Below are 19,747 nucleotides of genomic sequence, written 5' to 3'. Positions count from 1 at the left end.
GTCGGCGCGATGGCGCCATTCCACGGCTTTCTGGATTGACCGCGCACCATTCGAAGCTAGATTTCCAACCGGCGATCAGGAGCTGTCAAGCATGGCAAATCAGGAACTTCATCGCGGCCGTCTCATCGACCACCTCCAGCTGGTGGTCAGGGATCTCAAGGCCAGCCGCCGTTTCTACGAGGCGGTTCTCAACGTGCTCGGCATCCCGATCGGTGGCGCCGGCAATGATTATTTCTGGGCCGACGAGCTGTTCATCTCCAGCCCCGACAGCCCGGCGGCCCTGGGAAAGCTGACCGGCCGCCACCACCTGGCCTTCCAGGCAAAGGACCGTGCGATGGTCGATGCCTTCTACAGGGCCGGGCTTGAGGCCGGCGGCACCGACAATGGTGCGCCGGGCGAGCGATCCTACCATCCCGGCTATTACGCCGCCTTCCTGCTCGACCCCGACGGCAACAATATCGAGGCCGTCCACCACGGCCCGGCCAGCCGCAGCGCCGATTCAGTGAAGATCACCTTCTAGCTTCCGGTAAAGGTGGTTCGCACCGGCCGGCACGGTTGGTCTCTGCCAAACCTGGGTGCTTGCGTCAGACCGAATCTGCCCTATCGCGTCAGCGCAGCCATTTGGCCTGCAAGGAAATCGACGAACAGCCGCGCCCGGACCGGCAGCTGTCGCCCGTACGCATGGACGATGTGCACCGGCATGGTTGGCATCGCCACCTCGGGCAGGATGCGGACCAGGCGACCCGTGTCGAGATCGTTCTGCACGGCAAACCGCATCAGATGCGCGATGCCGGCGCCGGCAAGTGCTGCATTGCGGATGGCGCCGCCGTCATCGGTATCGAGCCGCCCATCCGGCACGATCATCGTACCGTCGGCAAACGTGACCGGATAAGGCCGGCCAGCCATCTGGTGGCGGACGAATTCATGATCCCGTAAATCCTCGACCGATGCCGGACGGCCGCGCCGCTCGACATAGGCCGGTGAGGCCACCAGCACGATCGGCAGATTGGCGATCTTGCGGGCAACCAGCCCCGTGTCCGACAGCGCCCCCATGCGCACGGCAACATCATAGCCTTCGCGGATCAGATCGGCGTGACGGTCGGTGACGCTGAGCTCGACCTTCACTTCGCCATGCTGCGCAAGGAACGCTTGCGCCCATGCCGCGATCAGGCCGCGACCGATTTCGACCGGCGCTGTAACGCGCAGCAGGCCGCGCGCCGTATCGGCCATCTGGACGATGTCTTCGGCATCGTCCAGCGCCCTTAGCAGTGGCGCCACGCGCTCGTAGTAGGCGAGGCCTTCGCTGGTGAGCCCGAGCCGACGCGTCGAGCGCTGGATCAGCCTGACGCCGAGCCGGCGCTCGAGCCGCGCCACGCTTTTCGACACCGCCGACGGGCTGGAGCCGACCAGCCGGCTGGCGGCATGGAAAGAGCCGGCATCGACGGTTCGGACGAAGGCGACGAGACCGGCGGTCTTTTCGAGGATGGTGGTCATTCCGGAATTCCAGGCATGAAAGAATGGATCATGATGATCCTAATACGCATTTCGATCATGATTAAATACCGCTCATCGTCAACAAAGGAGAGATTTGATGAGCAAGCTGAACGGCAAGGTCGCCATCGTCACCGGCGCCTCCAAGGGTATCGGCGCCGCCATCGCCAAGAGTCTTGCCACGGCCGGCGCCGCGGTGGTCGTCAACTACGCCTCGTCACGGGAAGGCGCCGACCGCGTCGTCGCCGAGATCGAGGACCGTGGCGGCCGCGCCGTCGCCGTCCAGGGCGACGTGTCGCAAGCGGCTGATGTGCGCCGCCTGTTCGAGGCGGCGAAATTGGAGTTTGGCGGGCTCGACATACTGGTCAACAATGCCGGAGTCTTCGCATTCGAGCCGCTGGAAGCGGTTACCGAGGCCGAGTTTCACCGCGAGTTCGACACCAATGTGTTGGGCATCATTCTGACCACGCAAGCAGCAGTGAACCATTTTGGCGCGGGCGGCGGCAGCATCATCAACATAAGCTCGGTCGCCAGCCGCAATCCGCAGCCGAACTCGCTCGTCTATGCCGCGACCAAAGGTGCGGTGGACACGATCACGCTGTCGATGTCGCGGGAGCTCGGCGCGCGCAACATCCGCGTCAACGCCATCGCGCCCGGCGGCATCGATACCGAGGGCCTCGCGCGCATCGGCATCGTCGGCAGCGAATTCGAGAAGCAGATTATAGCCATGACGCCGCTCGGTCGCTTCGGCCTGCCCGACGACGTCGCCCGCGTCGCGGTGTTCCTCGCCTCCGACGAAGCGTCATGGCTGACCGGCGAGCGCATCACCGCCTCCGGTGGCTGGCGATAGGCATGGAGGGCGCGAACCTGCCGGCTCGCGGACCGTGCTACCCGCGGCGCGACGCACTGCAATCGATGACGAGAGCGATCTAAGCCCTATGTAGTAGCGAGGGAGGAGCGCCGTGCGCCATCGATGACGGCGAGATGCCAGGGAGGTAACGGATGACGGGCGACGAAAAAGCAATCCGAAAGCTGGTCGAGACGTGGATGGACGCGAGCAAGCGTGGAGACATCGCGACCGTCCTCAGCTTGATGACGGACGACGCAATCTTCATGGTTCCCGGCCGGGAACCCTTCGACAAGGAGATCTTCGCGGCAGCCGCGCGGGAGACGGCCGGCGTTCATATCGACGGCACGAGCGATATCGTGGAACTACAGCTTCTCGGCAATTGGGCCTTCATCCGCAGCCGCATCAATATGACCGCGACCCCGCCGAATGGCGAGCCGGTCCATCGATCGGGATATGCGCTGACGCTCCTGCGCAAGGAGGCGGATGGTGAGTGGCGGCTCGCACGCGACGCAAACCTGCTGACCCAGCAAGGCTAGAGCCGGTCTCCGGCATCTCTGCACCTGGGCCAAGATGCGATGCAGGTCGCTCTGATTCCCTCCACCTGATCACACCGGCAAGAGGGCGTTCGGCTTGACATCGGCGATGGAAGCGAACGTGTGCGTTTCGCGCACGCCGGGCAGCGGCAGGATGACCCGCTGCAGGAAATCCTGGAACACCGCCATATCGGCGATCCGCGCCTTGACCAGATAATCGAAACCGCCAACCACCATATGGCACTCCAGAACCTCCGGAGCTTTCGCCACGGCTTCGGCGAAGCGGTCAAAGACATGAGGCGCCGTGTGGTCAAGCCGGACCTCGATGAACACCAGCGTTCCCCGGCCGACCTTGCGCGGATCGAGCATGGCCCTGACCGCGGTGATGAACCCGTCGCGGAACAGGCGCTTAACCCGCTGGCTGGTTCCGGTCGGAGACAGCCCGACACGCCCGGCAAGATCAAGCGTCGTCCGGCGTCCGTCTTCCTGGAGCAGCCGGAGCAGGCTGCGGTCTATCTGGTCGAGGTCGCTCATTTCACAATCCACGCTATCTAAGGGATTTGCGTGTTGATTTCACGCAGAGACACCGAAATCAACGTATTTCACAACATAAAACCTCGCAATAGCCTGCGCTTCCCTCACCGCTGAAAGCAAACGTGGTGAGCCGATTTCGAACACAGGAGTGCAGGATGACCAAGCAAGCGTTCAGCCCAGCCGGCAAGAGTGCGGCAGAAATCAGCAAGGGAGCGACCGAGATCCTGGTGCTGAGCGAAACCGACGTGATGGAATGCATCGACCTCAGTCAGCTTCTCGATGTTCTGGAAGACGGCCTCAAGGCGCTGTCACAAGGCAAGGTCGTCAATCCACCCCGACCACAGCTCGACATCCCCGAGGCCGGCTACAGCCTCGCCATGCCGGCCTGGATGGAGGGCATGAACCTGACCGTCAAGATCGTCAACGTCTTCGAAGGCAACCTGGCCAAGAACCTGCCCAGCCACCTCGCCACCATCACCCTGTTTGATCCGCTGTCCGGCCTGCCGGTCTGTATCATGGACGGCACCTTCATAACCGCGGTGCGGACCTCCGGCTCCGCCGTGCTGTCGGTGCGCACGCTTGCCCGCAGGGACGCCAGGATAGCGACCGTGGTCGGCGCCGGCGTGCAGGCCAACCAGCACCTGCATCTGTTGCCCTTGGTGCGCGACTTTGCCGAAATCCGTGTCGCTTCGAAGAGCTTCGACGATGCGGCAGCGCTTGCCCGGCTGCATCCGTCGGTGGTGGCGGTCGCCGATCTCGAGACGGCAGTGCGCAGTTCCGACGTGGTGTGCCTGGCGACCCACTCCTACCAGCCGGTGATCGACGCAGGCTGGGTCCAGCCGGGCACGCATGTCTCCTCGGTCGGGGTGGCGCCGCCCGGCGGTGAAATGCCGATCGAGCTCATCGGCAGATCCAGTCTTTTTGTCGAAACCAAGGATGCATTCAAACCGACCCCGGTCGGATCTTGCGAGCTTGCCGGCTTCGACCCGGATTTCGGCACCGAGCTTGGCGCCATGCTGCTCGACCGCGCGCCGGGCCGCGTTTCGGATCAACAGATCACCACCTACAAGGCGATGGGCATTGCGATGGAAGACATGGTCGCTGCCGACCTCGTCTATCGTTGCGCCCGGCGTCTGCGCAAGGGAAAGCTCATCGTGCTGTAGGGGCGCGCCGCACGCCAGGCGGGATCGACGGTGCTGACAATGGCGCTTTCGCGCAAGCGGCCGGGCTAAAGGCCGGCCCCTCAGGCCGGCTCGCGCTTCAGCGCCTGCGCCATGCAGTGAATGCCGCCGCCGGTCTTCGAGATCTCGCTCATGTCGATGGCCGCCACCTCGAAGCCGCGCGCCTTGAGCTGGCCGATCAGCGTCTGGCTCGAGGTCGGGGCGATTACCCTGTCCTTGCCCAGCGACATGAAGTTGCAGCCGAGCGCCATAGTATCCTGGAACGGCACGTCGATGATCTCGTGGCCCTTGCCCTTCAGCCAGTCGACGATGCCGGGCTCTGTACAGGCAAGGCAGACGGCGGTCAGCTTTTCGGCGATCGGCACCACCATCAGGTCGATATGGACGTAATACTCGTCGATGAAGGCGATGCGGGTCTCCCAGCCCTCCTTGTCGAACCAGGCCTGCACTTGGCGCGCGCCCTCCTCCTGCGTGCGGGCGCCACCGCAGCCGATCAGCACGACGCCGTCCTCGATGACGTTGAAGTCGCCGCCCTCGAACGTGCCGGCGGTGACCATATCATAGATCGGGATGCCGAGCTTCTCATAGGTGCGGATCGCCGCGTAGTTCTCGCCACGCCGCCACCATTGCGACATGGCGGTGATGATGGCGCCGTACGGCGTCATGACGCTGGAATCGCGCGAGTAGACCTGCATCGGCAGTTCCGGCGTCGGCTCGTGCCAGTGGATATTGACACCGAAATGCTCATAGGCGGCGACCAGGTCCTTGTGCTGCGCCTGCGCGATCTGGACGTTGCATGGCGCTTCGCGCAGGTGCTTGCGCGACAGCGAGCTGGTCGAGAGATGGCGCAGGAAATTCGGCGAGCCGAGCAGCACGTCGGTCAGCACGTCGGTCTCGTTGGCGAAGCCCCAGGCGGTCAGCGGCTTGGTTCCGCCGGCCGGGTTGCGGTGCTGCAGCGAAAACGGCTCGGCGACGATGCGGTCATGGACGGTCATGGGGTTTCTCCTCGTGAAGGGCGGCTTGGTTGATCATGCGGCTTGGTTGCCTGGTATCCACCAATCCCGTCCGCGCGGGGTGGTGATGTATTCCGGCCAGCGAAATCCGATTGGCGGATCGTAGTCGCAGAGCGGCGCGATCCAGTCCGAGCCGCCGATGCCGCCGCCGGTGCGGGTGACGAATTCATCCATCGCCGCGTCGCGCGCAGCCTCGTCTTCCAACAGGCGAAGTGCTGCCAGCGCGACCGTCTTTGCGGCGCAGATGACCATCGGGTCGATGGTGGCAGAAATGCCGCCCAGCGCATTCATAGCCCAGGACGGAAACGCGTGGCCGTTCTCGGATCGCAGCGCCGGCCGGGCGACGTAGAATCGTGCCGTCGGTGTATGCCACGACATGTCGGTGTAATCGTCAGAGGTGGAATTGAGCTGCCAAGGCGGCAGGTCGCGGCGCAGGAGCGCCTCGGCCGCCTGTGGTGCAATCAGCCGGTCCAGTTCGTCGATGAATGGTTCCTCGGTCGCCTCGCCCCCGGCATTGAGCTGGACTTCGCGGGCGATCGCCTTGGCCGTCCCGTCCCAGCACGGCGGCCCGACCGCCGCCAGCGCGTCGAAGGCAATACCGGCCATGACGTGATTGGCCAGCCCCGGCCGCGACTTCGACACCCAGTGCCGCTCATGGCGGCAGCCGCTCATCCTGGCTGCGGCTTCCGCATTGCGGTCGAGCACGGCGGTGACCTGCTCGGCCATCGCCAGCGTCGGCACGCGGATCATGTACTGGATCTCGGCCAGCCCGGCCGGCAGATTGTCGGCGGTCGCCTGGCCCGCCGTCAGGATCGCCTCGCTGATCGACCAGCCGCCCTGATGCGGCAGCATGGAATCGCGCAGCGCCTTGGACGCCATGTACATCATCATCAGCGCGTCGTTGGCGCCGGGCGCCCTGACTGCCGAATGCGCCTGCGGGATGGGTGCTGCGCCGCCTGCCGCCCTCGCCCAATGTTCCGGCTCGTCGCACACAAAGCGGTAGATCATCGCATAGGCCGCACCGCAATGCGTATCCCAGCGCGCGGTATTGCAGAGCGGCAGCATATAAAAAGGATGGAAGGAGACCATCCCCGCTAGCCCATCGTAATAGCCCTTCGCGGCATGGATCGGCTTCGACCCGCGCACCTTCTCCGCCGGCTCGCCGGTGAAGCGCAGCGTGCCTGATATGCCGTGGCGCTGCATCGCCGCCTTGGTCGCCAGCAGCCCGCCGAGGCTGGCAATGCCGAGGCCGGAATGCGGATCGGTGTGGCCGCCAGCCTGTTCGCCGAGGCCCGGGCGCGGTCGCTTCACCGTCGCAGCATCCTGGCAATTGCCGGGCACTGCATCATACTCGGCATACAGCCCGATGGTCGGCCCCGCGCCATTGGTCCAGTGGGCGCAGAAGGCGGTCGGCATGCCGCCAGAACCTTCCTCGACGGAAAAGCCTTCGTGCTTCAGATGCTCGACATACCAGGCGGCCGACTGGTATTCGCGCCAGGCGGTCTCGCCGAAGTCGAAGATTGTCCGCGTCCACGCCGACAGCGACGGCTGGATGTCGTCCAGACAGGCAAGTGCGGTCGCTTGCGCGGAGGTCACCGGTTTCTCCATGGTGGAAAGAAAGCAGTGAAGCGCTCCGCCAAAAAGTGATATGTTTTCCCGGCTCATGCAAATTCGGTTCACCTCTTGAGAATTCCCTCGACGCAGGCGCTGCGCGCCCTCGACAGTTTTGCCCGCCACGGCAGCGTCTGGCGCGCCGCCGACGAACTGCATCTGACCCGCAGCGCAGTCAGCCATCAGCTTCGCCTGCTCGAACGCGATCTCGGCTTCGACCTGCTCGAGCGCATTGGCAAGGGCGTGGCGCTGACGCCGCGCGGCCAGCGCTATGCCAGCGACGTGCGCAAGGCGCTGACGGTGCTGGGCGACGCGGTGACACGCCATGCCGGCACCGGCATCGGCGGCTCGTTCAGCGTCAGTTGTACGCCGGGTTTCGCCTCGCTGTTCCTGTGCACCCATATCGGCGAGTTCCGGCAGATGTACCCCGATGTCGCGCTGCGCATCCTGACGCCGCGCCGTCTCGACGACGTGAGCAATGCCGAGGCCGATGCCTTCATCGCCTTCGGCGTCGGCAATTGGCCGAACCGCGCGGTCGAGCTGTTGTGCGGGATCTCCTTTACGCCGCTGTGCAGCCCGACGCTGCTCAACAAGATCGGCGGCTTCTCCAAGCCGGCCGACGTGCTGCGCGCCAATCTCCTGCATCTCGGCGATACCGAGGACTGGGCGCGCTGGCTGGCGCTGTCCAAGGTCGAGAACCCCGACCCGGAAGGCGGCATCTTCTTTTCCGACATGAACCTGGTCTTTTCGGCGGCGATCGCCGGCCAGGGCATCGCCATGGGCGACGAGCTGACCAGCGGCCGGGCACTGAGCGAAGGCCGGCTGGTCCGCCCCTTCGACATAGCGATCAATTCACCGCGCTCGTATTTTCTGGTTTCCGAGCACGCCAAGGCGGCGCATCCGGTGCTGGAGGCGTTTGGGCGGTGGCTGCGGTCGAAGCTGTCGGAGAACCAGCGTTAATCTCCCCCCTTGAGGGGGAGATTGGCGCATAGATGAATCAAATTTGCCGATCACGCGAAAACTATTCGGTTGCGGTGAGCCGCCGCCCTGCCTACGATTTCGGCTACGCTAAGGAAAGGGCAGGATGCAGCAACCCGGCCGGGCCGCAGAGATCAAGGCAATCGGGATCGGCAAGAGCTTCGGCTCGTTCCGTGCGCTGGACGATCTGACGCTCGATATCGGCCGTGGCGAGTTCCTCACCCTGCTCGGCCCCTCCGGTTCCGGCAAGACCACCTTCCTGATGATCCTTGCCGGCTTCATTCAGCCGACCGACGGTCGCCTTTACAGCGACGGCGTCGACATCACCGAGCGGCCGGCCGAGCAGCGTGCCGCCGGCATGGTATTCCAGGGCTATGCGCTGTTCCCGCATATGAGCGTCGAGGCCAACATCGCCTTTCCGCTCAAGGTGCGAAAGAAACCGGCGGCCGAGATCAAACGCCGCGTCGGCGAAATGATCGAGCGCGTCGGGCTCAAGGGCCACGAAAAGAAACTGCCGTCGCAATTGTCCGGTGGCCAGCAGCAGCGGGTCGCACTGGCGCGGGCGCTGGTGTTCGAGCCGGGCGTACTTTTGCTCGATGAGCCGTTTTCAGCACTCGACAAGGGCCTGCGCGGCCAGATGCAGGCCGAGATGAAGCGGTTGCACCAGGAGACCGGCACCACCTTCGTCTTCGTCACCCATGACCAGAGCGAGGCGCTGGCGTTGTCATCTCGCGTCGCCATCTTCAACCACGGCAAATTGCTGCAGGTCGGCGCGCCGGACGAGGTCTACGACCGGCCGGACAACCGCTTCGTCGCCGAGTTCCTGGGCGAGATCAACATGCTGCCGCTGAAGGGCGTACGCCCGGCCAACAATGGCTCGACGGGCCTCTGCGAAGACCGCGCGATCAGCATGCGCTGCAAGGCCGAGAAGGTCCGGGGCGACGCCATCCTGGCGATCCGGCCCGAATACATGTCGATCGCCCGCGAAGCCGCGACAGGCGAGAACGGCATTGCCGCGACTGCCGTCGCCTCGACCTATCTCGGCGCTGCGACGCGGCTCGATCTGACGACGCGGCAAGGCGCCAAGGTGACGATCTCTGTGCCGAACGAGGTCGCCGCTTCCGCGCTCAGCAAGGGCAATTCCGTCTGGCTGACCTGGCCGGCGGAGAAAGGCTTCCTCCTTCCGAACGGAGGACAATGACGATCGGCGCGGCGAATTCGCCAAGCTGACTTTCAGGAAATATCAACGACAAAAAAGGGGAACTGACATGACAAACCAAACCAAGAAAAATTCCATCGAGGCGCTATCCGCCAGGGCAGTGCGCGGCGAGATCTCGCGCCGGCAGTTTACGCAGCTGGCCGCACTGGTGCTGGCCGGCACGCCGATGCTGCTGCGCTCGACCGGCGCCTTTGCCGCGGCTAAGGAACTGGTGCTCGTCAACTGGGGCGGCGACGCCATTACCGCCTATGACGCGGCTTACGGCCAGGCCTTCACCAAGGAAACCGGCATTGTCGTTAAGATGGACGGCTCCGGCCCGACCGAAGGCGCGATCGCGGCGCAGTTCAAGAGCGGCGCCCCGACCTGGGACCTGGTCGACGTCGATCCGTTCTCGGCCATCACGCTCGGCGCCCAAGGCATGCTCGAGCCGATCGATTATGCGGTCGTCGACAAGAAGAAGATGCGGCCGGGCTTCGGCTGGGAATACGCCGCCTCAACCTATTTCTTCTCCTATGTCATCGCCTATGATGCCGAGAAATACGGCAGCCAGGCACCAACCGGCATGGCCGACTTCTTCGACGTGGCAAAATTCCCCGGCAAGCGCTCGCTCTACAAATGGGGCGTGTCGAGCTGGGAAGCGGCACTGCTCGCCGACGGCATCGCACCGGCATCGCTCTACCCGCTCGACCTCAAGCGCGCGCATGACAAGATCGCCGCCTTCAAGGAAAACGTCGTCGCCTATTGGGGTGGCGGCGCCGAAAGCCAGAGCGTGCTGCTCAATGGCGAGGCCTCGATGGCGATCGTCTGGTCGACCCGGGCTTCGCTCATCGAGCAGGATTCCGGCGGCAAGATCAAGTTCATCTGGGACCAGGGCCTGATCTCGCCCGGCGCGCTCGCCGTGCTCAAGGGCAATCCCGGCGGCAAGGACGCGGCGATGAAGTTCATCGCCAGCACCCAGGACCCGGAGAAGGAACTCATCATGTTCGAAAAGCTCGGCCAGGGTCCGGCCAACCCGGCCACCGATGCGCTGATACCCGCCGACAAGAGGCGCATCAATCCGGTCGATCCCGAGAACATGAAGAAGCAGATCCCGCTCGACATGGATTGGTACGCCAAGAACTACGGGGCGGCACTCGACGAATACACGAAGATCATCTCCGCCTGACAAGCCGGGATAACCGGATGAGAGCATACCTCTCCGACAGGATGGGCGCGGCGCTGTTGATGGCGCCGCTGCTCCTCTTTCTTGTGCTGGCCTATGCCTGGCCATTCCTTGGCGTGGTTAAATGGAGCTTCACCCTGCCCACGCCGGGGCTGGGGCAGTACAATGCGCTGCTCACGGATCAGTTGGTGCAGTCGGTCTTCATCCGCACGCTGCGTATCGCCGCGATCGTGACGATCGTTTCGGTTGTCGCCGCCTACGCCATCACCGTTGTCTGGGTACGCGGCACGCCGGTGCAGCGCGTCGTGGCCGAGTTCTGCATCCTGGTGCCGTTCTGGATCTCGGTGCTGACGCGCGCCTTCGGCTGGGTGGCGCTTTTGTCCAATCGCGGCCTGATCAACACCTGGCTGCAGGCGGTCGGCTTCATCTCAGAGCCGCTGGCGCTGGTGCGCAACGAGTTCGGCGTTATCGTCGGCATGACGCATTTCCTCATCCCCTTCGCGGTGTTTCCACTGGCCTCTTCGATGCGCAGCCTCGACGACCGTGTGCTGCTGGCGGCGCGCGGCCTCGGCTCCAGCCGCATGCGCACCTTCTGGTCGGTGTTCGTGCCGATGACCCGCTCCGGCATCATCGGCTCGGCGCTGATCGTCTTCGTCTTTTCGCTCGGCTTCTTCGTCACGCCGGCGATTCTCGGCGGCGGCCGCAGCGTGATGATCGCTGAGCTGATCTATCTCCGCATCTTCCAGAGCCCAGACTGGGGCCTGGGCGCGGCGATCAGCGTGGTGCTGGTGTTATTCGTCGGCGCGCTGATGGCGCTGCTTTTCCGCTATATCAGGCCGAAGCAGTTGGTGTAGCGCGATGCCGACCTACCGCCCCGGTCCCGTCTCGCTGATCCTCGCCGCCCTGGTCGCGCTATTCCTGCTGTTGCCGCTGCTCGCCGTCATCCCGGTATCGCTGACGCCGAGCCGCATGCTGGCGATGCCGTCGGGCGACCTGTCGCTGCGCCATTACCAGGCGCTGATCGAGGATCCGCGCTGGATCAATTCGATCCTGCTCTCGATCAGGATCGGCATAGTCAGCAGCGCCTTTTCCACGGTGCTGGCACTGTGCTTCAGCCTCGGCGTCTGGATGTTCCAGCCGCGCTTCACCGCCGCTCTCGTCGGCTTCGTGCTGCTGCCAATGGTGGTGCCGCCGGTGGTCTCGGCAATCACGCTCTATTTCCTGCTGACCTCGATCTCGGGGTTCTCGTCGTTCTTCGGCTATGACACCTGGCTGGGTGTCGCCATGGCGCATGCGGTGATGACGGTGCCCTTCGCCACGGTGCTGATCCTGGTGTCGCTTAGCCAGCTCGACCGCCGCATCGACCTCGCAGCCCGCGGCCTCGGCGCGACCGTGTGGGAGCGCGCCACCCGCATCATCATGCCCAACATCAAGTTCGGCATCGTCACCGCAGCACTGCTGTCCTTCGTGCTGTCCTGGGAAGAGATCGGCGTCACCCTGTTCATCACCTCGGTCAACGCCATCACGCTGCCGCGGCTAATGTGGATGGGCCTGCGCGACAACATCGACCCGGCGATCGCAGCGCTCTCGGTGATCCTGATCGTCATCACCGTGCTGGTGCTTGTGGCGCGAAGCGTCGTGGTCAGGCTGCGCGCGGCGCGGTAGACGCCGCCTCACGCCGTGGTGACTGGCGCGAATGAAACCTTGGGCTACGATTTTCGTTATAGATGGTTCAACAGGTCGAAGGCCCCGCCATGAACCAAGGATGGTTTGCCAAGCCGGTTGCGGTTGCGGTCGGCATCGTGGGAGATATCCGCAACATTTCCAACGCACGGCAGGCTGTCGCGTTGCTGGAAGCCCACTGGCGTGACACCGGCAGCGCCAAACACGGGGTGGCACTGCGCACATGCCGCCGCGCCATGAGCGACGACCGCTGGACCGAAGCCGCCCGGAACGCATTCGTCGAGGCCGCGCGGGAGGCGCATGTCCTGGTCGAGCGCGCCGTCGAACCGGAGAACCGGTCCAGGCAGGCAGGACCGTGATCGATTTTTGAGAGCTCGGTGGTCCGGCGGATTTATTGCATCTCAGGCAGCATGCAACCTTGGAACGGCGCTGACGTCGACCTCGCGCTCCGCATGCCAGGCATCATAGGCAGCCTGCATCCTGAGCCAGATCGCGGCGCCGTCGCCGAACATCTTTCCAAGACGGGCAGCGACAGCCGGCGACACCGGCTTCTTTTCGCGGATGATGTCATAAAGCTGCTGGCGCGAGATTCCGAGCAGATTGGCGATTTCCACCTTGGTCTTTCCGGTTGCCGGGATAATGTCGTCGAGCAGCGCCCCAGGGTGGGATGGGCAGCGCTCCATCGGACGCATCGGCTCATACACGCTCATAATCGATTCTCCAATCTAAGCCGTCTCAATGGTACTGTTCGAAATCGACGCGGGCAGCATCATTGGCGTCGAATTCGAATGTGATGCACCACGGCCCGTTGACATGCACCGTGTAGCGGGTCGGGTTAAAGCCCTCCAAAGCGTGGAAGTCGAAGCCGGGCAGGTCCATGTCATCAGGCCTTTCCGAGACTTCCAAGCGGTCAAGACGGACAAGGATGCGCTTATGCATCTTGGCGTCTATCTTTCCGGTCTTTCCGGTTTGAAAGAGGTCCGCCAGCGCCTTGTGCTTGAACGACTTGATCATGCAACATGTAAGCATATTGCTGACGCGGGTCAAGCAGGTGTAAGCAAATGATTTACAGAATGGTCCAGCCAATCGGAGGCAATAGCTACGCCCGCTGGATGCTGAGCCGGGCCAGCCGAATACCTGGCGGACCTATGTCACGGCATTATCCGCTATCCCATGGCGTGGCGAATAGTCTTGGACAGGCGGCTCAAAAATGCCGGCCTCGACGATGCGTCGAGCTTCCACGACAGCACTGCCGTCGCCATTTTCCGCGGCAACAGCCCGACCGACAGGAACCAGGCGGCAAGGATGGCGCGCCGCCGCAAGGATGCGGTCATTTCGAGGCTGGCGACGGCGCCGGCCGCCCCGAGCGCCAGCCGGGAATCATCGGCCACGGGGTGTCGGCCGCTGTCGGCGCAGAGCGACGCCAGCCGCTCTTCCAGGTGGACCGGATCGTGGCGGACAGCATCCGACGGCACGATGGTCAGGCCGATCCCCGAGGCCTGGTCCGACAGCGCCTGCATGCGGCGGAAATCGTGGGTTACCCGCCAGCGTGCCCGCTCGGCGAGCTTTTCACCGAAGACTGAATGGTTGGCGCCGTGGATCCGGTAGGCGCCGAGGCATTCGTCGATCGATTGGACATGCCCGTACATCGGCGCCAGCGTTGCCAGATAGCCGTCGGCGCCCTGGCGGAATTCCGGCTCCGGTATCGGCATGATCGATTCGAGCGTTGCGCGGTCAAAGGCCAGCCCGCTGGTCACTGTCGTCTGATAGCGGCCCTTGTGCAGGAGTTTCGGCATGACGTCACCGCTGTCGAAAGGCAATTCGGGCGGCGGAAAGACATCCTTGATGCGTTGCCCCTCGTCGACGATATGCAGTCTGGACTGGACCTGAGCGGTTGCCTCGTCCCAGGTTTCGACAATGGTGGAGACGGCGGTTGGATAAAGATAATCGTCGGCGTCGAGGAACAGGACGATCTTGCCCGAGCTCGCCGCGAAGCCGGTGTTGAACGCCGCCGCGTGTCCGCCATTTTGCGCCCGCGGGCATGCGAGGATCTCGTCGCGATAGGATTCCATGATTGTCGTGGAATTGTCCTGCGATGCATCGTCGACGACGACGACTTCGACATCCGCGTAGTCCTGCTCGAGGGCGCTGTCGATGCTGCGTTTGAGGAACCGCGCATAGTTGTAGTTCGGGATGATGATGGATACCGGAATGACAGGCTGCATCGCGTTTGACCTCGCATCTTGCTTTGGTTCGGCAAAGGCCCTCATGGGCCTGCCCCTCTTCAAGTGCCCCTCTTCAGGCGCGACGAGTTCCCCTCAGAAAAGCTTGCGCTTTCCACCAGGAGACGGGTCACGTTTCGCTTGCGACTTCGCAGTGAGGCCGCCATTGCCTTCGAGGGCTGCCGCCATAGTCAGAACGCGGTCGGCAGCAAAAGCTCCGACGGTTCGGCAAGGATGATGTTGCAAACCGAGCCCGACGGAAATGTCTCGCCTCGCGATCAGGTCGGGAGCGAAGCGGACGGTGCCATGAAGGCACGGCGGATACTGGCCTGCAAATGCGGCTGGAACAAGCCCCGCATCGAAAATAGCGCCACTTCAGGTTGCGTTTCAGGCGGCATGCCGCGACCGCCGCCGCTGTTGCCCCGAAGCCGGCGAACCGCCTCCGGGGCCTTGTGGTCATGTGGCCTAGACGGTCAGGCGGCCTGCAAACCCGGCAGCGACAGGTCGACTTCCTCCGGCAAGTCGCCGGCCATGGCGGCGGCAAACTTCGTCTGGTCGAGTTCTCCCTCCCAGCGTGCCACCACCACTGTCGCCACCGCATTGCCGATGAAGTTGGTCAGCGCCCGGCATTCCGACATGAAGCGGTCGACGCCGAGGATCAGCGCCATGCCGGCGACCGGCACGGTGGGGACGACCGAAAGCGTCGCCGCCAGGGTGATGAAGCCGGCGCCGGTGATGCCGGCGGCCCCCTTGGAGCTCAGCATGGCGACGGCGAGCAGCAGGATCTGGTCGCCGTAGGTGAGCGGCGTGTCGGTCGCCTGCGCGATGAACAGCGCCGCCAGCGTCATATAGATGTTGGTGCCGTCCAGATTGAAGGAATAGCCGGTCGGGATGACCAGGCCGACCACCGAGCGGTTGCAGCCGGCGCGCTCCATCTTGGCCATGAGGCCCGGCAATGCCGCTTCCGAGGACGAGGTGCCAAGCACCAGCAGCAGCTCTTCCTTGATGTAGCGGATCAGCGCCAGGATCGAGAAGCCGTTGTAGCGGGCAACCGCGCCGAGCACCACCAGCACGAACAGCAGCGCGGTCAAGTAGAACGTGCCGATCAGCATGGCGAGATTGGCGATCGAGCCGATGCCGTATTTGCCGATCGTGAAGGCCATGGCGCCAAACGCGCCGATCGGTGCGGCCTTCATCAGGATGGCGACGAGGCGGAAGATCGGCGTGGTCAGCGCCTGCAGGAAATCGACAACCGGACGGCCGCGATCGCCGACCAACGCCAGGGCGACGCCGAACAGCACCGAGAAGAACAGCACCTGCAAAATGTCGCCCTGCGCGAAGGCGCCGGTGATGGTGTCAGGGATGATGTTCATCAGGAACCCGACGATGGTTGTGTCGTGCGCCTTCTCGGCATACGCCGCCACCTTGGCGGTATCGAGCGTCGCTGGATTGATGTGCATGCCGGCGCCGGGCTGGACGACATTGGAGACGACCAGGCCGACGACCAGCGCCAGCGTCGAGAACACCAGGAAATAGATCATCGCCTTGCCGGCGACGCGGCCGACCTTCTGCAGGTCGGAAACACCGGCGATGCCGGTCGCCACGGTCAGGAAGATCACCGGCGCGATCACCATCTTCACCAGCTTGATGAAGGCGTCGCCGAACGGCTTCATCGCCTCGCCGGTTTCGGGATAGAAATGGCCGAGCAGCACGCCGGCGGCGATCGCCGCGAGCACCTGCACATAAAGATGCCGGTATAAGGGAAGTTTGCCGCGCGGCTCGGCGGCAGCGATTGCTGTCTGCATGACGTCCTCCATGGCGCCCCGATCGAAAGCTCGACTCCCCGGGGCAGTTGTTTTGAGACCAGCAGCCTCGCGACTGCTGAATTCGTGTTTGCAACAGCCGTGCCAGATACGCAGAAGAGTGCTTCAGCATTGATTTTATTGAGCATTCGCAAACGTCCGCACTGCCGGACGCATGGTCAAGTGCGACTCTCCGCATAGGTCGAATTGTGTTTTGTGCGAGTTCATGCACAAATGGGCGATGCTGCAACGCCCCGCCGGTGCCTTGTCTTCGACGCCCGAGCAACTCGCCAGGCGGGCGCGCCGAGCCTGGCTGCTGTTTGCGGCCGTCGCCCTGCTGATCGTCACCGCAGCGCTCTACGGCGCCGGCCTCTACGGCCGCACCGCCGAGGTCGAGACCCTGGCGGCGCAGGGGCGTACCGACGCCAATCTGAAGGTCGCGCTGCTGCGCGCCGTGCTCGAAAGCCCGCGTGCCCTGCCCCTGCTATTGTCCGCAGACCAGCAAGTGCGTGACGCGCTGACGCAGAAAAATGCCGCGGCAATCGATGTGCTGAACCGCAAGCTCGAGGGGCTGGTCTCCGGCACCAAGGCGTCGGTACTCTATGTCGTCGGCACCGATGGACTGGCGATCGCCTCCAGCAACTGGCGCGAGCCGATCAGCTTCGTCGGCAATGACTACCGTTTCCGCGATTATTTCTCCGGCGCGATGCAGGCCGGAACCGCCGAGTATTTTGCGCTCGGCAATGTCAGCAAGCGCCCTGGCCTCTACATTTCGCGGCGCGTCGGCGACACAGACGCACCGCTCGGCGTCGTCGTCGTCAAGATGGAGTTCGACCAGCTCGAAGCCGACTGGCGCGAGGCAAACCGCCCGGCCTATGTCAGCGACGAGAATGGCGTCGTGCTGATCACCAGCGTGCCGTCCTGGCGTTTCATGACAACCGCACCGCTGGCCGCACCTAAGCAAGCCGCGATCCGCGACAGCCAACAGTTCGGCGACGCGCCGCTTGTGCCGTTGCCGATCAAGCACCCGCGGGCGCTCAGCCCGGATGTGTCGATCGTCCACGCGGTGACACCCGGCGGCAGCGACGCGGAGTATCTCAGCCTTTCCACGACGGTTCCTTCGACCCCCTGGCGGCTCGACTATCTTGTCCCGGTCGAAGCGCCGATCGCCGCCGCCGTCCGCGAAATGCGGCTTCTTGCGCTCGGCGTCGTCGTCCCGCTGCTCGGCCTTGCCGCGTATCTGTTGTGGCGCCGGCAGTCGGCGCAGATGCGGATTGCCGCTGAACAGGCGGCCCGCACCGAACTCGAACGCCGCGTCGTCGAACGGACCGAGGATTTGAGCCGCGCCCGCGACCGGTTGCAGGCCGAGATAACAGGCCACCGCAGCACGGAAGCCAAGCTCCAAATCGTGCAGCAGGATCTGGTCCAGGCCAACCGCCTCGCCATCCTCGGCCAGGTCGCGGCCGGTGTCGCCCATGAGATCAACCAGCCGGTCGCCACCATACGCGCCTATGCCGACAATGCCCGCACCTTCCTCGACCGCAAGCAGACCGGGCCGGCCGAGGAAAACCTCGGCGCTATCGCAGCCCTTACCGAACGCATCGGCTCAATCACCGAGGAGTTGAAGGCATTTGCCCGCAAGGGCCGCACCGCCGCCGAGCCTGTCGAATTGCGCGGCGTCGTCGAGGGCGCCGTCATGCTGTTGAGAAGCCGCTTTGCCGGCCGGCTCGACGCATTGGCCATCGACCTGCCGCCGCCGAGCCTCAAGGTCATGGGCAATCGGGTGCGGCTAGAACAGGTGCTGATCAACCTCTTCCAGAACGCGCTCGAAGCACTCGACGGCCGCGACGACGCTCATGTGCAGGTGTCGGTCGAGGAGACCGCGGACGGCGTGACGGTCGGCGTGTCCGATAACGGACCCGGCATTCCACCCGCGATCCTCAAATCGCTGTTCACGCCATTCAACACCTCCAAGGAAAAAGGCCTTGGCCTTGGCCTCGTCATCTCGAAGGACATCGTCGCCGATTATGGCGGCCGCATCGAGGTCTCAAGCGACGACAGCGGCACCCGCTTCACCATTCATCTCCAGACAGCAGCGTAAGCCATCATGACGAACGATAATGCCGCGCCGGTGATCCTGATCGACGACGACCGCGATCTCCTCAAGGCCACCGTGCAGACGCTGGAGCTTGCCGGCTTCTCGGTCTCCGCCTTTGCGGTGGCGGCCGAGGCGCTGGCCGGGCTCGACGCCGGTTTTACCGGCGTCGTGGTGTCGGATATCCGCATGCCTCAGATCGACGGCTTGCAGCTTTTCAATCGCATCCTGCGGCTGGATGCCGACATTCCCGTCATCCTCGTCACCGGCCACGGCGACATCGCCATGGCCGTCAAGGCGATCAAGGACGGCGCCTACGACTTCATCACAAAGCCCTTCGCCGCCGACCGGCTGGTACAGAGCGTGCGCCGCGCAGCGGAAAAGCGCCGCCTGGTGATGGAGAACCGCGCCTTGCGCGAGGCGGCCGGAGAGGCGCAGGACGGCCTGCCGCTGATCGGCCAGACGCCGGCGATGGACAGGCTGCGCCGCACACTACGCCAGATCGCCGACACCGACGTCGATGTGCTGGTGACCGGCGAGACCGGCTCTGGCAAGGAGGTGGTGGCAAGCCTTCTGCATCGCTGGAGCCGCCGCGCGAAGGGCAATTTCGTCGCGCTGAATTGCGGCACGCTGCCGGAGACCGTCATCGAGAGCGAGTTGTTCGGCCATGAGGCCGGCGCCTTCACCGGCGCGCAGAAGAAACGGATCGGCCGCATCGAGCACGCCAGCGGCGGCACACTGTTCCTCGACGAGATCGAAAGCATGCCGGTCTCGACACAGGTGCAGATGCTGCGCGTGCTGGAGATGCGCGAGGTCACCCCGCTCGGCACCAACGAGGTGCGGCCGGTGGATCTGCGCGTCGTCGCCGCCGCCAAGGTCGATCTCGGCGATCCGCGCCAGCGCGGCGCCTTCCGCGAGGACCTCTACTACCGGCTCAACGTGGTGACGATCTCGATCCCGCCACTGCGCGAACGCCGCGACGACGTCGCCCTGCTGTTCTTCTACTTCGCCGAGCGCGCCGCCGCCCGTTTCCACCGCCAGGTGCCGGCAGTGCCGGCTTCGGTGCATCGCCATCTCAGCGACCATGACTGGCCGGGCAATGTGCGCGAACTGGCGCATTTCGCCGAGCGGTTCGTGCTTGGGTTGGAGGAAGGCGCCGAAGCACAACCCCCTGCCCTGACCGAATCGAACACCGCCGTGAAGCTGCCGGAGCGGCTGGAGCGCTACGAGGCCGACATCATCCGCGAGACGCTTGGCCGCAACGAGGGCGACGTCAGGCGCACGATCGAGGCGCTGGGGATTCCGCGCAAGACTTTCTACGACAAGCTCCAGCGCCACGGCATCGTGCGCAGCGATTTTTCGAGGTAATCGTC

The 19,747-nt window shown here is 64.3% G+C and carries 20 protein-coding genes; 12 read left to right on the top strand and 8 right to left on the bottom strand.

Translation table 11 applies throughout. The features are described 5' to 3' along the window. The first annotated feature begins 91 nt into the window (after nucleotides 1-91). Nucleotides 92-520 carry a VOC family protein gene (locus tag X773_RS56690; protein ID WP_023677279.1) on the top strand — a complete coding sequence of 143 codons (429 nt, stop codon included), beginning with the start codon at nucleotides 92-94 and terminating at the stop codon, nucleotides 518-520. 80 nt (nucleotides 521-600) lie between these two features. On the opposite strand, the gene X773_RS56685 is transcribed toward X773_RS56690, so the two are convergent. After that, on the bottom strand, nucleotides 601-1,494 hold the full coding sequence (locus X773_RS56685; protein ID WP_023677278.1) for a LysR family transcriptional regulator: 894 nt from the start codon (nucleotides 1,492-1,494) through the stop codon (nucleotides 601-603). A gap of 97 nt (nucleotides 1,495-1,591) precedes the next feature. Here X773_RS56685 and X773_RS56680 point away from each other — a divergent pair, with 97 nt between their 5' ends. Beyond that, nucleotides 1,592-2,341, top strand: coding sequence for a glucose 1-dehydrogenase (locus tag X773_RS56680; protein ID WP_023677277.1), 750 nt, complete (start codon nucleotides 1,592-1,594; stop codon nucleotides 2,339-2,341). Nucleotides 2,342-2,493: 152 nt separating this feature from the next. Further along, a complete protein-coding gene (locus tag X773_RS56675; protein ID WP_023677276.1) occupies nucleotides 2,494-2,877 on the top strand; it encodes an SgcJ/EcaC family oxidoreductase in 384 nt (127 codons plus the stop codon). Nucleotides 2,878-2,946: 69 nt separating this feature from the next. Here the strand turns inward: X773_RS56675 and X773_RS56670 are convergent, their stop codons facing one another. Continuing rightward, a complete protein-coding gene (locus X773_RS56670; RefSeq protein WP_023677275.1) occupies nucleotides 2,947-3,408 on the bottom strand; it encodes an Lrp/AsnC ligand binding domain-containing protein in 462 nt (153 codons plus the stop codon). Nucleotides 3,409-3,563: 155 nt separating this feature from the next. Between X773_RS56670 and X773_RS56665 the strand changes: the two genes are divergently transcribed. After that, complete coding sequence (locus tag X773_RS56665; RefSeq protein WP_023677274.1) at nucleotides 3,564-4,571, top strand: ornithine cyclodeaminase family protein; 1,008 nt, start codon at nucleotides 3,564-3,566, stop codon at nucleotides 4,569-4,571. An 80-nt stretch (nucleotides 4,572-4,651) separates the two neighbouring features. Here the strand turns inward: X773_RS56665 and X773_RS56660 are convergent, their stop codons facing one another. Further along, on the bottom strand, nucleotides 4,652-5,584 hold the full coding sequence (locus tag X773_RS56660) for a dimethylarginine dimethylaminohydrolase family protein (RefSeq protein WP_023677273.1): 933 nt from the start codon (nucleotides 5,582-5,584) through the stop codon (nucleotides 4,652-4,654). Nucleotides 5,585-5,617: 33 nt separating this feature from the next. Beyond that, nucleotides 5,618-7,210 (bottom strand): metal-dependent amidase/aminoacylase/carboxypeptidase, encoded by a 1,593-nt coding sequence (locus X773_RS56655; RefSeq protein ID WP_023677272.1) that lies wholly within the window; start codon nucleotides 7,208-7,210, stop codon nucleotides 5,618-5,620. Nucleotides 7,211-7,285: 75 nt separating this feature from the next. On the opposite strand from X773_RS56655, the gene X773_RS56650 reads away from it, so the two are divergent. From X773_RS56650 to X773_RS56625, 6 genes are all read left to right on the top strand, one after another. Further along, nucleotides 7,286-8,173, top strand: coding sequence for a LysR substrate-binding domain-containing protein (locus tag X773_RS56650; protein ID WP_023677271.1), 888 nt, complete (start codon nucleotides 7,286-7,288; stop codon nucleotides 8,171-8,173). A gap of 124 nt (nucleotides 8,174-8,297) precedes the next feature. Continuing rightward, nucleotides 8,298-9,392, top strand: coding sequence for an ABC transporter ATP-binding protein (locus tag X773_RS56645; protein WP_023677270.1), 1,095 nt, complete (start codon nucleotides 8,298-8,300; stop codon nucleotides 9,390-9,392). A gap of 67 nt (nucleotides 9,393-9,459) precedes the next feature. Beyond that, on the top strand, nucleotides 9,460-10,575 hold the full coding sequence (locus X773_RS56640; protein ID WP_023677269.1) for an ABC transporter substrate-binding protein: 1,116 nt from the start codon (nucleotides 9,460-9,462) through the stop codon (nucleotides 10,573-10,575). Between the two features lie 17 nt (nucleotides 10,576-10,592). Next, entirely contained in the window at nucleotides 10,593-11,426 is an 834-nt protein-coding gene (locus X773_RS56635) for an ABC transporter permease (RefSeq protein ID WP_031211948.1), read from the top strand. Between the two features lie 4 nt (nucleotides 11,427-11,430). Beyond that, complete coding sequence (locus X773_RS56630; protein ID WP_023677267.1) at nucleotides 11,431-12,237, top strand: ABC transporter permease; 807 nt, start codon at nucleotides 11,431-11,433, stop codon at nucleotides 12,235-12,237. A gap of 89 nt (nucleotides 12,238-12,326) precedes the next feature. Next, a complete protein-coding gene (locus X773_RS56625) occupies nucleotides 12,327-12,614 on the top strand; it encodes a DUF982 domain-containing protein (protein ID WP_031211945.1) in 288 nt (95 codons plus the stop codon). Between the two features lie 42 nt (nucleotides 12,615-12,656). Here the strand turns inward: X773_RS56625 and X773_RS56620 are convergent, their stop codons facing one another. The 4 genes from X773_RS56620 to X773_RS56605 all read right to left on the bottom strand — a co-directional run bounded on the left by X773_RS56620 (nucleotide 12,657) and on the right by X773_RS56605 (nucleotide 16,282). Beyond that, nucleotides 12,657-12,965: a HigA family addiction module antitoxin gene (locus tag X773_RS56620; RefSeq protein WP_023677265.1), complete on the bottom strand. Its 309-nt coding sequence runs from the start codon at nucleotides 12,963-12,965 to the stop codon at nucleotides 12,657-12,659. A gap of 25 nt (nucleotides 12,966-12,990) precedes the next feature. Beyond that, on the bottom strand, nucleotides 12,991-13,269 hold the full coding sequence (locus X773_RS56615) for a type II toxin-antitoxin system RelE/ParE family toxin (RefSeq protein ID WP_023677264.1): 279 nt from the start codon (nucleotides 13,267-13,269) through the stop codon (nucleotides 12,991-12,993). A gap of 152 nt (nucleotides 13,270-13,421) precedes the next feature. Further along, complete coding sequence (locus tag X773_RS56610) at nucleotides 13,422-14,480, bottom strand: glycosyltransferase (RefSeq protein WP_023677263.1); 1,059 nt, start codon at nucleotides 14,478-14,480, stop codon at nucleotides 13,422-13,424. A 470-nt stretch (nucleotides 14,481-14,950) separates the two neighbouring features. Beyond that, complete coding sequence (locus tag X773_RS56605; RefSeq protein ID WP_031211944.1) at nucleotides 14,951-16,282, bottom strand: dicarboxylate/amino acid:cation symporter; 1,332 nt, start codon at nucleotides 16,280-16,282, stop codon at nucleotides 14,951-14,953. Nucleotides 16,283-16,520: 238 nt separating this feature from the next. Here X773_RS56605 and X773_RS56600 point away from each other — a divergent pair, with 238 nt between their 5' ends. Together X773_RS56600 and X773_RS56595 are read left to right on the top strand one after the other, a co-directional pair. After that, nucleotides 16,521-18,380: a sensor histidine kinase gene (locus X773_RS56600; protein WP_031211942.1), complete on the top strand. Its 1,860-nt coding sequence runs from the start codon at nucleotides 16,521-16,523 to the stop codon at nucleotides 18,378-18,380. Between the two features lie 6 nt (nucleotides 18,381-18,386). After that, nucleotides 18,387-19,742 (top strand): sigma-54 dependent transcriptional regulator, encoded by a 1,356-nt coding sequence (locus X773_RS56595; RefSeq protein ID WP_023677260.1) that lies wholly within the window; start codon nucleotides 18,387-18,389, stop codon nucleotides 19,740-19,742. Nucleotides 19,743-19,747 lie beyond the last annotated feature (5 nt).

It is taken from the genome of Mesorhizobium sp. LSJC280B00, assembly GCF_000502835.1.
GTDB lineage: Bacteria > Pseudomonadota > Alphaproteobacteria > Rhizobiales > Rhizobiaceae > Mesorhizobium.
The sequence above is the reverse complement of the archived record's forward strand: the minus strand, read 5'-3'. Positions and strand labels throughout refer to the sequence as shown.

What these genes read in the sequence shown, in the direction of transcription:
- X773_RS56645 (WP_023677270.1), top strand. Translation starts at nt 8,298, where the DNA reads ATGCAGCAACCCGGCCGGGCCGCAGAGATCAAGGCAATCGGGATCGGC.
- X773_RS56675 (WP_023677276.1), top strand. Translation starts at nt 2,494, where the DNA reads ATGACGGGCGACGAAAAAGCAATCCGAAAGCTGGTCGAGACGTGGATG.
- X773_RS56640 (WP_023677269.1), top strand. Translation starts at nt 9,460, where the DNA reads ATGACAAACCAAACCAAGAAAAATTCCATCGAGGCGCTATCCGCCAGG.
- X773_RS56655 (WP_023677272.1), bottom strand. Translation starts at nt 7,210, where the DNA reads ATGGAGAAACCGGTGACCTCCGCGCAAGCGACCGCACTTGCCTGTCTG.
- X773_RS56610 (WP_023677263.1), bottom strand. Translation starts at nt 14,480, where the DNA reads ATGCAGCCTGTCATTCCGGTATCCATCATCATCCCGAACTACAACTAT.
- X773_RS56625 (WP_031211945.1), top strand. Translation starts at nt 12,327, where the DNA reads ATGAACCAAGGATGGTTTGCCAAGCCGGTTGCGGTTGCGGTCGGCATC.
- X773_RS56665 (WP_023677274.1), top strand. Translation starts at nt 3,564, where the DNA reads ATGACCAAGCAAGCGTTCAGCCCAGCCGGCAAGAGTGCGGCAGAAATC.
- X773_RS56630 (WP_023677267.1), top strand. Translation starts at nt 11,431, where the DNA reads ATGCCGACCTACCGCCCCGGTCCCGTCTCGCTGATCCTCGCCGCCCTG.
- X773_RS56690 (WP_023677279.1), top strand. Translation starts at nt 92, where the DNA reads ATGGCAAATCAGGAACTTCATCGCGGCCGTCTCATCGACCACCTCCAG.
- X773_RS56595 (WP_023677260.1), top strand. Translation starts at nt 18,387, where the DNA reads ATGACGAACGATAATGCCGCGCCGGTGATCCTGATCGACGACGACCGC.
- X773_RS56620 (WP_023677265.1), bottom strand. Translation starts at nt 12,965, where the DNA reads ATGAGCGTGTATGAGCCGATGCGTCCGATGGAGCGCTGCCCATCCCAC.
- X773_RS56605 (WP_031211944.1), bottom strand. Translation starts at nt 16,282, where the DNA reads ATGCAGACAGCAATCGCTGCCGCCGAGCCGCGCGGCAAACTTCCCTTA.
- X773_RS56670 (WP_023677275.1), bottom strand. Translation starts at nt 3,408, where the DNA reads ATGAGCGACCTCGACCAGATAGACCGCAGCCTGCTCCGGCTGCTCCAG.
- X773_RS56600 (WP_031211942.1), top strand. Translation starts at nt 16,521, where the DNA reads ATGCTGCAACGCCCCGCCGGTGCCTTGTCTTCGACGCCCGAGCAACTC.
- X773_RS56635 (WP_031211948.1), top strand. Translation starts at nt 10,593, where the DNA reads ATGAGAGCATACCTCTCCGACAGGATGGGCGCGGCGCTGTTGATGGCG.
- X773_RS56685 (WP_023677278.1), bottom strand. Translation starts at nt 1,494, where the DNA reads ATGACCACCATCCTCGAAAAGACCGCCGGTCTCGTCGCCTTCGTCCGA.
- X773_RS56615 (WP_023677264.1), bottom strand. Translation starts at nt 13,269, where the DNA reads ATGATCAAGTCGTTCAAGCACAAGGCGCTGGCGGACCTCTTTCAAACC.
- X773_RS56680 (WP_023677277.1), top strand. Translation starts at nt 1,592, where the DNA reads ATGAGCAAGCTGAACGGCAAGGTCGCCATCGTCACCGGCGCCTCCAAG.
- X773_RS56660 (WP_023677273.1), bottom strand. Translation starts at nt 5,584, where the DNA reads ATGACCGTCCATGACCGCATCGTCGCCGAGCCGTTTTCGCTGCAGCAC.